This window comes from Ruegeria sp. BC7, assembly GCF_056539165.1.
In genome coordinates this window covers 90,638-102,746 of record NZ_JBQFUL010000002.1, presented here as the reverse complement: position 1 = coordinate 102,746, position 12,109 = coordinate 90,638, and the positions used below count along the sequence as shown (strand labels likewise).

General features: G+C 58.7%; 9 protein-coding genes. 4 read left to right on the top strand and 5 right to left on the bottom strand.

The features are described from left to right. Window positions 1–49 precede the first annotated feature (49 nt). Both ACR0KS_RS05480 and puuE read right to left on the bottom strand, forming a co-directional pair. Entirely contained in the window at window positions 50–532 is a 483-nt protein-coding gene (locus ACR0KS_RS05480) for an ureidoglycolate lyase (protein ID WP_170565700.1), read from the bottom strand. Beyond that, the gene (gene puuE, locus ACR0KS_RS05475; RefSeq protein ID WP_170565704.1) at window positions 529–1,947 is read right to left on the bottom strand and encodes an allantoinase PuuE; all 1,419 of its coding nucleotides are present in this window, start codon (window positions 1,945–1,947) and stop codon (window positions 529–531) included. The genes ACR0KS_RS05480 and puuE overlap by 4 nt, the downstream gene beginning before the upstream one ends. Before the next feature lie 209 nt (window positions 1,948–2,156). On the opposite strand from puuE, the gene uraH reads away from it, so the two are divergent. Beyond that, window positions 2,157–2,513 carry a hydroxyisourate hydrolase gene (gene uraH, locus ACR0KS_RS05470; RefSeq protein ID WP_170565708.1) on the top strand — a complete coding sequence of 119 codons (357 nt, stop codon included), beginning with the start codon at window positions 2,157–2,159 and terminating at the stop codon, window positions 2,511–2,513. A 4-nt stretch (window positions 2,514–2,517) separates the two neighbouring features. Here uraH and ACR0KS_RS05465 read toward each other — a convergent pair whose 3' ends face one another. Further along, window positions 2,518–3,432, bottom strand: a complete 915-nt coding sequence (locus ACR0KS_RS05465; RefSeq protein ID WP_170565711.1) for a LysR family transcriptional regulator — start codon at window positions 3,430–3,432, stop codon at window positions 2,518–2,520. A 96-nt stretch (window positions 3,433–3,528) separates the two neighbouring features. Between ACR0KS_RS05465 and ACR0KS_RS05460 the strand changes: the two genes are divergently transcribed. The 3 genes from ACR0KS_RS05460 (at window position 3,529) to ACR0KS_RS05450 (ending at window position 10,793) form a co-directional block, all read left to right on the top strand. Beyond that, on the top strand, window positions 3,529–4,752 hold the full coding sequence (locus ACR0KS_RS05460; RefSeq protein WP_170565714.1) for a urate hydroxylase PuuD: 1,224 nt from the start codon (window positions 3,529–3,531) through the stop codon (window positions 4,750–4,752). 159 nt (window positions 4,753–4,911) lie between these two features. Then, window positions 4,912–6,717 carry a BamA/TamA family outer membrane protein gene (locus tag ACR0KS_RS05455; protein ID WP_170565717.1) on the top strand — a complete coding sequence of 602 codons (1,806 nt, stop codon included), beginning with the start codon at window positions 4,912–4,914 and terminating at the stop codon, window positions 6,715–6,717. Beyond that, window positions 6,714–10,793, top strand: a complete 4,080-nt coding sequence (locus ACR0KS_RS05450) for a translocation/assembly module TamB domain-containing protein (RefSeq protein WP_480693144.1) — start codon at window positions 6,714–6,716, stop codon at window positions 10,791–10,793. Before ACR0KS_RS05455 ends, ACR0KS_RS05450 begins: the two co-directional genes overlap by 4 nt. Here ACR0KS_RS05450 and ACR0KS_RS05445 read toward each other — a convergent pair. Both ACR0KS_RS05445 and ACR0KS_RS05440 read right to left on the bottom strand, forming a co-directional pair. Then, window positions 10,790–11,302: a thioesterase family protein gene (locus ACR0KS_RS05445; protein WP_170565720.1), complete on the bottom strand. Its 513-nt coding sequence runs from the start codon at window positions 11,300–11,302 to the stop codon at window positions 10,790–10,792. The genes ACR0KS_RS05450 and ACR0KS_RS05445 overlap by 4 nt on opposite strands. Next, window positions 11,295–12,083: a cyclase family protein gene (locus ACR0KS_RS05440; RefSeq protein WP_170565723.1), complete on the bottom strand. Its 789-nt coding sequence runs from the start codon at window positions 12,081–12,083 to the stop codon at window positions 11,295–11,297. Before ACR0KS_RS05440 ends, ACR0KS_RS05445 begins: the two co-directional genes overlap by 8 nt. Between the last annotated feature and the right edge of the window lie 26 nt (window positions 12,084–12,109).

The window sequence follows — 12,109 nt, the reverse complement described above, 5'->3', positions numbered from 1 at the left end:
CTCTGTCAGGTTCACGGGGGTCCTGCCGCTTATCCTGCGGCTTCAACGGTCACGACACGACTTCGTAGGGCGTGTCGAACCAAAATTCCTCAAGGTTGGCGCCTGTGCCGATCCGATCGACCACCGCGAACAGGCCGGGACCGTGCAGTGGCGTCAGAACGCCATGCCACGTGCCCTTGCGATAGTTCACGGCCTGCCCCGGAGAGGTAATGAACGCCACCGGTTCGCCCGGTTTGCCGTTCTCGTCCGGGGCAACGATGACCAGAAAAGGCTGATGGGTCATGGGGATAAAGGCCTGACTGCCATCTGGGTGACGCTCTACCATATCCAACTGATATGGCAGGGCGCGCGGGTTGGCGTTGAACAGGCTGATCCCAGCACGGCCGTCCGAAAAATCCATCGCGGCGCGATCATGGAACCGGCCACACTGACCCTGATTGATGATCTTGTCCGGGTCGCCTGCGACCTCGATCACATCCCCAAAAGGCGCGAATGCCGCAGGTGTCAGAAGGGTTGCCGTAATCCGCGTCATGAAGGCAGAACGTCCTGCAACCGGAACTCGGCGATACGTTCGACCTGACGACAGGCTTCGGCGAATTCCGTGTCTCGATCCTGTTCGATCCGGCGCTGGAACGCATCCAGAATCGAAGCCTTGTTGTGGTCGCGCACCGCAATGATGAAGGGGAATCCGAATTTCTGCGTATAGCGCGTGTTCAGATCCGTGAATGCGTCGCGTTCGGCATCCGTCAGCGCGTCCAATCCGGCCGATGCCTGCTCGGACGTACTTTCCTGCGTCAACCGCTTGGCCTGTGCCAGTTTGCCCGCAAGGTCCGGGTGCGCCGTCAGGACGCCCAACCGCTCTGATTCCGAGGCGGATCGGAACATGCGAGCCAGCGCATTGTGCAAGCCACCCGCCGTATCGTGGGCCGGACCCAGTTCCAACTCGTAGGCGCGTTCAGCGATCCAGGCGGAGTGTTCGAAAATCCCGCCATAGGCTGCAACAAAGGCGTCTCGGTCCATCCCAGACGGTTTGGGCCACGAAACAGGAGGATGCTGTTCCGCCCAATGCGCGGCAATTTGCTGGCGGGTCGCGAACCAGACATCCGAAAACCCCTGCGCATAATCCAAGAACCGCTTCAGGGCCATGACCCGCCCCGGACGACCGATCAAACGGCAATGCAGCCCGATCGACAGCATCTTAGGGGCACCCGCCTCGCCTTCGGCATAAAGCGCATCGAAACTGTCCTTGAGATACGCATAGAATTGATCGCCCGAGTTAAACCCCTGCGGCGTGGCAAAACGCATGTCATTGCAATCCAGCGTGTAGGGGACGATCAATTGGTCCCGCCCACCTGTATTCATCCAGTACGGCAGATCGTCAGCGTAGGTGTCGGCCACGTAGGAAAAGCCGCCTTCTTCGGCGGCCAGCCGCACGGTGTTTTCGGAACAGCGGCCCGTGTACCACCCCACCGGGCGTTCACCGACGACCTCGGTGTGCAGACGGATCGCCTCGGCAATCTGAGCGCGCTCTTCGTCCTCGGGCATGTCCTTATGTTCAACCCATTTGAGGCCGTGGCTTGCGATCTCCCAGCCTGCGGATTTCATCGCGGCCACCTGATCCGGGGAACGGGCCAAGGCCGTTGCGACACCGTAAACGGTGATCGGCAAATCCTTCATCAGCCGGTGCAAGCGCCAGAACCCGGCACGCGATCCGTATTCATAGATCGACTCCATGTTCCAATGGCGCTGTCCCGGCCACTGGGCGGCTCCGACGATCTCGGACAGGAACGCCTCGGACGCGGCGTCTCCGTGCAACACGCAGTTCTCGCCGCCTTCTTCGTAGTTCAGCACGATCTGGACCGCCAGTTTCGCCCCACCCGGCCATTTAGCGTCTGGTGGGTTGGCTCCGTGTCCGATCATGTCGCGGGGATAACGAGGGGGCTGCATGATGTCTTCCGTCTTGTCTTTGTCACATTACCTACGCTTTACCGCAGAAAGGTGGAGATGATTATCAAATCAATCCGAACGCTGTTTCCATTTCTTTCGGCATTCCCAAAGTTTCGGAATTCAAACCAGACTGTGTCAAACAAAACATGTGCGCTATGTGTGATAAGCAACAGCAAACCAATGAGACGATTAGAAATTAGGAGATTCCCGTGGCAGGTTATCTGACGACCCATGTTCTGGACACCGCGCGCGGCTGCCCGGCAGAAGGGCTGAAAATTGCGCTGTACGAAATCACGGGAGGGAACCGAAGCAAACTGACCGAGACCGAAACCAACGAGGACGGGCGCACAAACAGCCCGATCCTGCCGAAAGAAGACTTCAAGGCCGGCACATATGAACTGGTTTTCTTCGCCGGTGACTATCTACGTGCAACCGGCCAGTCCGCAGAAGAACCGCTGTTTCTGGACGAAGTTCCCATTCGGTTCGGTATGTCCGACGCCGAAGCGCACTACCACGTGCCGCTGTTGCTTTCGCCCTACGGGTATTCAACCTATCGCGGCAGTTGAGGGATCAAACCTCTGAATTGCGGACAACGTCCCCGATCCGGGCAATCATGAAGTCCATGAACAACCGCGCCTTTGGGTCCTGATGCCTGCGGTGCGTATAAAGACACGCCATCTGGACCGAAACCGGCGGCGTGCCTGTGGCAACGGGGACAAGACGCCCGGCCTTCAGGTGATCCGCGACCTCAAAGACGGGTTTCATTGCAATACCCTGCCCTGACAAGGCCCAATCCGTCAGAACGTCCCCGTCGTCACATTCAAACCGACCTGTTACAGCAAAGCGCTTTGGGCCTTCGGGCGTGTCCAGAAGCCATTGAAATTCTGTGGCTCCCGGAAACCGTAGTTTCAGACATTCGTGCTTTTCCGAGATCAGATCGGCTCCGGCTTTTGGCATACCGCGGCTTTTTACATAGTCCGGGGCCGCGCAGAGTACCCTCTGACAATCCGCGATCTTTCGGATGCGGAGGGTGCTGTCTTCCGGCTGACCTATGAAAAACGCAAGGTCCAGCCCTTCGGTCGTCAGGTCAACGGATCGGTCTGTCAGGCGCAACCGAACGTCGATCTCGGGGTATTCCTCAAGGAAGTCAGGCACGTGCGGCGCAAGCAGCCTGCGCCCGACACCCAGCGGCGCCGCGACGAACAGCGATCCGCGCGGCGCTTCGGTCAGGTGAACCACCTGCGCCTCGGCCTCGTCAACCGCATCCAGAACCGCCACCGCGCCGGGATAAAACGCCCGCCCCTGCTCGGTCGGGCTGAGGTTACGCGTCGTGCGCTGAAACAGCCGGACACCCAGATGATCCTCAAGCTGGGAAATCCGCGCCGACGTCACCGCAGGCGAAATGCGCAGGTCCCGACCAGCGGCAGACATGCTGCCCAGATCATAGACCCTGACGAAGGTTCGGATATTGTCGAGATAGGACATCTTTTCGTTTTTTTTGATACAGTTTGACAATATACGGGAATACCGAAGAAAAGCCTGTTTGCCTAGTGTGGCGGCAATCAATCGGAGAGACCTTTCATGTACGACTTCGCCGTGTTCTGGGATTGGATGGCATTTGCCGTGCGATGGCTGCACGTTATCACCGCAATCGCCTGGATCGGATCATCCTTTTATTTCATTGCGTTGGACCTTGGTCTGAACCGCAACATCCCCGGACCGGCGGATGGTGAGGAATGGCAGGTCCACGGCGGCGGCTTCTACCACATCCAGAAATATCTGGTCGCGCCCGAGCGGATGCCCGATCACCTGACCTGGTTCAAATGGGAAAGCTACGCGACCTGGCTCAGCGGTGCGGCCCTTTTGATGATCGTCTATTGGGTCGGCGGAGAGCTTTATCTGGTGGACGCGGAAAAGGCTGATCTTGCCTTGTGGCAGGGCATTTTGATCTCGGCCGCGTCGCTGACTGTCGGCTGGCTGATCTACGATTTTCTCTGCAAGTCGGGGCTGGGTGAACGGCCAACCCTGCTGATGGTTCTGCTTTTCGTTCTGCTGGTGGCCATGGGCTGGGGCTACAACCAGATTTTCACAGGTCGGGCGATGATGCTGCACCTGGGCGCATTCACGGCGACGATCATGACCGCGAACGTGTTCTTCATCATCATGCCGAACCAGCGCATCGTTGTGGACGACCTGAAAAACGGTCGCACTCCGGACCCGAAATACGGCAAAATCGCCAAGCTGCGTTCGACTCACAACAACTATCTGACGCTGCCGGTCGTGTTCCTGATGCTGTCGAACCACTACCCGCTGGCCTTTGCGACGGAATACAATTGGATCATCGCTGCTCTGGTCTTTCTGATGGGCGTCACGATCCGCCACTACTTCAACACGCGCCATGCCCGCGCTGGTGATCCCACGTGGACCTGGCTGGTCACTGCCTTGCTGTTCATCGCGATTATGTGGCTGTCCACCGCACCGATGTACAAACCGCTGGAAGAGGCCGAGGCACAACCTCTTACATCGTATGAGCAGAAGTTCGCAGCTGCTGACGGATTTGAAGAAGCTCATGACATCGTTTTGGGTCGATGCTCGATGTGTCATGCCCGCGAACCGGTGTGGGAAGGCATCCTTTGGGCACCCAAAGGCGTTTTGCTGGAAACCGAAGGTGACATCGCCCGCAACGCAAAGCAAATTTACCTGCAATCGGGCGTCAGCCACGCCATGCCACCTGCAAATGTCACGTATATGGAGCCAGAGGACCGCGAAGCTATCATCCGGTGGTTCCGTAACGTGGAATCCTAAAGCCGGGACTGGTCGAACACACAAACCGCTAATTCTACGGCTTTTCCAAATAAATTTCTTCCCTGCGCGAATTTTGATGCTCTAACGTAGAGTTAACGGGCCGTCGCTTTGCACAAGACGGCGACATTGATTTCGACTTGAGGCAGTTGGAGCCATCAGATGCAGGGAACCGGGCGGCGCACCGTTGTGAGGAATTGCCTTGTTGGTATGCTCGCCACCTTGCTGCCAACCTCTCTTGCCGCGCTTGAAACAACTTTGACCGCACCCGGCGCGCCTGCTGAGCTGGTTGAACGGATCGAACAAACGTCTTCCGTTGCAACAGCAGAGTCTCGGGGGCTGGACACTCCGCTGGAAATCCTGTCGGCAGCCTTGTCGGATTACCGCACGATTGTTCAGATACTTTACGACGAAGGGTATTTCAGCCCGGTCGTCAGCATAAAACTTGACGGTGAGGAAGCAGCCGAGATCAGCTCGCTCAGCGTTCCGGCTCAGATCAATCGAGCGGTCATTACGGTCAACACTGGCCCCAGCTTTAAGTTTGGCGAGGCGGTCGTTGATCCGCTGGCCCCTGAAACCGAGCTGCCCGAGGATTTTGCAACGGGTCAGTTGGCAACAACCGGCGCCATCCAGCGCGCCGCGTCTGCTGGTGTGCAGGGTTGGCGCGACGCGGGCCACGCCAAGGCCGGGGTTGAGGATCAGCAAGTCATTGCGCGACACGCGCAGGCCAGGCTGGATGCGCGCGTCGATCTGGCACCGGGGCCGCTCCTGACCTTCGGTAAAATGTTCATCAAGGGCGACTCGGACGTGCGCCATGAATCCATCGAGAAAATTGCCGGCTTCCCCTCGGGCGAGGTTTACTCACCCGAACAGGTTCAAAAGGTCGGAACCCGCTTGCGCAGGACCGGCACATTCAATGTGGTTTCCATCGAAGAACGGGAAGCCCCAAACCCGGACGGAACGCTGGACTTTGACGCCCATTTTGAAGACCTGCCCAAACGCCGCCTGACTTTCGGGTTCGAGGTCGCCTCGCGCGATGGGATCGACGTGACCGCGACATGGACGCACCGCAACGTGTTCCGACGTGCGGAAAGACTGCGCTTTGAAGCCGCGCTGCGCAATATTGGCGGGGCCGAGGATTTGGACGGGCGCATCGGTCTTCGTCTGGATCAACCCGACAGGCTGGGTCCAGACGACAACACATTCTGGAGCGCTCTGATCGAGCGTCGAAACACCGAAAACTACAACGTGACGGTCACGTCTCTGGCCTATGGTGCGCGTCGCACCTTCTCTGACCGCCTCTATGCCGAGGCCTCGGCCGGGTTCTTGTGGTCCAACGCCGATGACGCCTTTGGAGACGGTCGCAAGTTCCAGTATTTCATCGTCCCCGCACGGTCAGAGTGGGACCAGCGCGACAGCAAGGTCAGCGCCACACGCGGGTTTTATTTGGACTCCAACGTCATGCCCTTCGTCGGGCTATCGGGAACAGAAACCGGTATTCGGTTTTTCTTTGACGGACGCAGCTATACCAGCCTCAACACCGAAGGCCGCATCGTTCTGGCAGGCCGGGTCCAGATCGGATCGGTTATCGGCCCTCCGCTGGACGGTGTAACTCCGAGTTTTCTGTTCTTCTCGGGCGGCGCAGGTACCGTGCGCGGGCAACCATATGAAAGCCTTGGCGTCCCAGTCGGCAATGAGGTCGCCGGGGGCAAGTCATTCCTTGGTTTGTCCGGCGAGATACGCGGAAAGGTGACCGAAGCAATATCGCTGGTAGGGTTTTATGACTATGGTGTCGTGGACTCCTCGTCTTTCGTCACCAGCGCCGCGGCGTCTCATTCCGGTGCGGGGCTGGGTGTCAGGTATGACCTTGGTGGATTTGGCCCGCTGCGCCTTGATCTCGCCGTCCCTGTACAGGGCGATACGGGGGATGGCCTGCAGTTTTATATCGGGATCGGACAGGCATTTTGATACGGCGATACTCATATCCTGTTCTGACGGCGACGCTTATCCTGACCGCGCCGCCCGTGGGCGCGCAGGAAGATGGCGGCGGCAGCATGCTGGAGAACTTCCTCCAGGACACCCTGTCGGGCGAAAATCAGAATGTGACCGTGACCGGCCTTCAGGGTGCACTTAGCGCGCGCGCGACGATCGAGGAAATTACCATAGCGGACAACGAAGGCGTCTGGCTGACCATCAAGGACGCGCAGCTTGACTGGAACCGTCTGGCGCTGATCCGAGGTCGGTTTTCGGTTAATTCACTAACGGCGCAGGAAATCGACATCACCCGCGCGCCCGGTGCGACGACGACAGAGGAACCGGCAGCTTCGGTCGAAACGCAGCCCTTCCAACTGCCGGAGCTGCCCGTCGCGATTGAAATCGGAGAAATCAGGATTGACGAGCTGTCTCTGGGCGAACCTCTGATCGGGGTCGCTGCGGACCTCTCGGTCAATGGCAACCTGTCTCTGGCGGACGGAACGCTAGACACCTTGCTGGACATAACCCGGCTGGACCGCGCAGGGGATGAGGTCAAGCTGACGGCAGGATTTGAAAACGCCACAAGCGAGATCAATCTGGACCTGCAAGTGACGGAGGCCGCAGGCGGGCTGATTTCAACCGCCTTGAAAATCCCGGACAACCCCCCGATTGGCCTGACGGCCAAGGGATCGGGACCGGTTACCGATTTCACAGCCGATATCGGGTTGAGCAGTGATAGCCAACAACGCGTGACGGGCCAAGTACGCTTACGCGCAACCGATGATGGCGCGCAGCAAGGGATTGCCTTTACGACCGATCTGAGCGGTGACCTGACGCCGTTTCTGACCCCCGAGATTGACCCATTCTTTGGAACAGACACGCGCTTGTTCGTGGACGGACAAACCAAACCCGAAGGCGCGCTTGAGGTGTCGGATCTTGAACTGACCACACAGGCGCTGAACCTAAAGGGTGAGTTGCAACTGGCCGAAGGCGGCTCGCTCCAATTGGCTGCCCTTCAGGGCCGTATCACCCCGCCCGACGGTGAAGCCGTGGTGTTGCCGGTCGCTGGCGGTGAGACATCCATTGAAGCGGCGCAGATTTCAGCACTGTATGATCAGGAGAACGGAAACCTCTGGGATCTGAGCCTGACGGCAAATGCATTCAAGTCGCCGCAGGCCAATCTGCAAAATGCACGGATCAGTGCGCAGGGTGTGCTGGGCCAAGGCGAGGCTCTGGCCGTCAGCGGGGATGTTCAGGCCAGTGTCACTGGTATCGACTTGACCGACCCGGCCCTGAACACAGCTGTCGGCCAGCGCGTCACGCTGGACGGGCAATTCGACTATGGCAGCGATCAGTCCCTGAACCTGTCAGGGTTTGAACTGATCGGCTCTGACTATGCGCTGGCGCTGGATGCGCTGATTGACGGTTTGACAAGCGGACTGACCGTGGATGGAACAGCGACGCTTGAGGCAACCGATCTGGCACGGTTTTCGGAGATCGCCAATCTTGACCTCAAAGGGCAGATGTCAGCACGGGTCGAAGGGAAAGGATCGCCGCTAGAGGGCAGTTTCGACGGGACGCTATTCGTAGACGGCAGCGATCTGGCCACCGGGCGCGACGATATTGATCCGGTAATCACCGGGGAAACCACGATCTCTCTGGACGGCAAACGCGGGTCTGACGGCATTACGATCCGGTCCTTTGAACTGAACAGCGCAGCGGCACAGGCGCAGGCAAACGGGGTGGTCACGACGCCAAACGGGAACCTGACCATCGACGGACAAGCGCAAGTCAACGCGCCGGATTTGTCTGTTTTCTCGGGTCTGGCGCAGCGCGATCTTGGTGGCTCAGTACGGGCCGAGGTTGACGGCACTGGCACCGTGCAAACGCTGGAGTTTGACGGCACCGCAAGTGTGGTCGGCAGGAACCTTCGGACAGGCATAGCTGACATCGATCCGCTTTTGGCAGGGCAAACCACGATTCAATGGGACGGCGCACGCTCGGCCAATCAGATCGAGATTCGCAACGCGACGGTGAATGGCAAAGCCCTGAGCGCGCAGGTACAGGCCACCGTGACCGACCCGACCGGAGAGCCATCCGGCGAAGGCGAGGCGCGCATTGATGTGCCAGACTTATCCCTATTCTCGGGGCTGGCTGGCCAAGACCTAACCGGTTCCGTGACCGCCAATTTTCAAGGCAGCGGAGACCTGGCGTCCCGCGCCTTTGATATTCAGGGTAATCTGGACGCCGATGACATTCAGGTCGGCATGGACTTTGTCGACAAGCTTGTGAAAGGCCGCACGACACTGACCGTGGACGCCCAAAATGGGGAACAGGGTCTGGAGGTCCGAAATTTCCGCCTGCAAGGTCCGGCTATTTCTGCCAATGCGTCTGGAAAGATCGCGCGAGAGGCGGGCGGGCTGGACTACTTCGTTCAACTGGACGATGTCGCGCGGATCACACAGACTCTGTCCGGCCCCCTGACACTGGAGGGGAATGTTGCGCCCACCACGTCCGGCCTGGAGGGGACGGCAAACCTGCGCGGACCGGACAGTTCCTACGCGTCACTGGAAGGGTCTGTGGATTCAGACGGAACGGCTGATCTGGACTTTGACGCCAAGCTCAACCGGATTGAGCGGTTCGCCCCAGACTTCCCCGGTACGATCGCCGCCACCGGCACAGCGAAACGCGACAACGGCGTCTGGACAATCGACACGACCGCCGAAGGTCCGGCAGAGATTAACAGTCAGGTGTCCGGTACGTTTGACGAGACATCAGGCGAAGCCGACCTGAAAGCCGTGGGTGGGGTCAACATCGGCATTGCCAATCTGTTCATCTCGCCCAACAAGATTGAAGGCACGGCCCGATTTGATCTGGCCGTGAAAGGAAAACCGGCACTTGAAGCCGTCAGTGGATCAATCACCACGTCTGGCACGTCACTAGCTATTCCCAGTGCCGGGCAAACGATTACGGGAATAAGCGGCTCTGTTGAGTTGGCCCAAAGCCGCGCCACGATTTCACTGAGCGGCGGCCCAAGGGCTGGCGGCAATTTCACGGTTGCAGGACCGGTGGACCTTACCCCGCCTTTCAACGCGAATATTACAACGACGCTCAACAGCCTCGTGTTGACCGACCAACTATTGTACGACACCACCCTCAATGGCCAAATCGCAATGTCGGGCGCATTGGCTGGCAACAGCTCGATCGCCGGACAAATCACCTTCGACGAGACAAACATCAATCTAGCCGCAGCATCCGGGGCCGTTGGTGCGGCTCCGATCCCGGACATCCAACACATAGACGAAAGCACGGCCAGCTTCGTGACCCGAGAACATGCAGGACTGGTCGCCAAGGAAAAGACAACTCAGAACGATTCCCGCATTGCGCTTGATATTTCGCTTATTGCGCCCAAGGCGGTGTTTGTGCGCGGACGAGGGGTGAACGCCGAGCTTGGCGGACGGCTGTTCATTGGCGGCACCACGTCCTCGGTCGTTCCATCCGGGCAGATAGAACTGATCCGGGGCCATTTTGACATTCTCGGGCGCAGGCTGGCGCTGACCAAAGGCATCGTGACCCTGCAAGGCGATCTGACGCCTTATATCGAGTTTGAATCCTCGGCCAGCACCTCGGACGGAACGGCGACCATCGAAATTGCCGGTCCACTGGATGCGCCAGAAGTAGATGTCTTTTCTGACCCCGAACGCCCGGCCGAAGAAGCGCTGGCTATGCTCTTGTTCGGCAACCGCTTTTCCGAATTGTCGCCGTTTGTCATTGCACAAATGGCCGCGTCTTTGGCGCAGCTCAGTGGCGCGGGCGGAGATGCAACAAAGGGTGTACGGGATTCAACCGGAGTTGACACAATCGACATCGGCGCGACCGAAGGTGGCGCGGGTCGATTGGGTGCGGGGGCTTATCTGAGTGACAATCTCTACACCGATTTCACCGTAAACACCGAAGGCGATACCGAGGTGAACCTGAACCTCGACGTGACCGACAATTTCACCGTTCGCGGAACGGTAGACGGGCGCGGAGAAACAGGCGTCGGGGTGTTTTTTGAACGCGACTACTAAGCGCGCCGTATCCCTATCGCTTGCCCGACCTGTGGTGCTGCGTCCAACCCCGCGTGATCCCGCACCATTCTGGCAAGCCGTTCTGCCGCCCAGTCCGGGTAGGCGACCGATCGCCCGGTCTGATGACTGACATTCATGAACAACGCCTCTTGGGTGGCGCAAACTTCGCCGTCGTTTTCTGACAGCATCTGCGCAAAGTAATGGCCCCGCTTGTGGTCCGCATCCAGTAAGCGGATCCGAAAAAAGAAGGGTTCGTTTTCCTGCACTTCGCGTAGGAAAGTCATATGAGATTGCAGGACGTATGGTCCCTGCCCCAAAGCCGCCACTTGCACTTCGCCAAGGCCCAGATGCTCGACCATCAGTTTTTCCAGTGCCAGATCAAAGGCCACACCGTAGTAACCCACATTCATGTGGCCGTTATAATCGATCCATTCCGGCAGCACCCTGAAACCCCGAATTTCAACCGGCGCGTCATAGGGGCCGTCATGCCCGCTTAGGGGGTCAGTCATCTGGGTCCTCCTCAAAGATCGCAACGGCCCGAACAAATCCTGCCGACGCGCCCTTGATCTTGAAAGGAAAGCACGAGATTTCAAACCCCGTCGGCGGTAGGTTTTCCAGATTGGTCAGCTTTTCCATGTGGCAATAGCCGATCTCCATCGAAGCGCGATGCCCCTCCCAAATGATCGAGGCATCCTGCGTCTCGGCGTATTCCTGCGCTGTCAGGGCAAAGGGCGCGTCCCAGCTCCAGGCGTCAGTGCCGGTCACGCGCACACCGCGTTCCGTCAGATACAGCGTTGCCTCACGGCCCATACCGCAGCCTTTCATCAGATAGTCCGGCCGACCATAGTGCGTTCCTGCTGACGTGTTGACGATCACAATGTCCAGTGGTTGCAGATCATGGCCTATGCGCTTCAGCTCTGCCTCGACATCGGCGGCTGTCGCAACATAACCGTCATCGAAATGCCGGAAATCCAGCTTCACACCCGGATTCATGCACCATTCCAGTGGCACCTCGTCGATGGTTATCGCGCGCTCGCCATTATTCATTGTCGAGTGGTGATGATACGGCGCATCCAGATGGGTGCCGTTATGGGTCGCGATCTGAAGGCGCTCGATGGCCCAGCCTTCACCCCCCGGCAGATCATCCTGACGCAGGCCGGGAAAGAAAGACATGACCTGTTCTGCGGTCTGTTCGTGGGTCAGGTATTCGATCTCTGGCAGCATGATCGGCGGGTCGGATACGATCCCGGTTTCCAGCGGAACGGACAAATCGACAAAACGGCGCGGCATTTGAACCTCTATCACCCAAAGCGGTG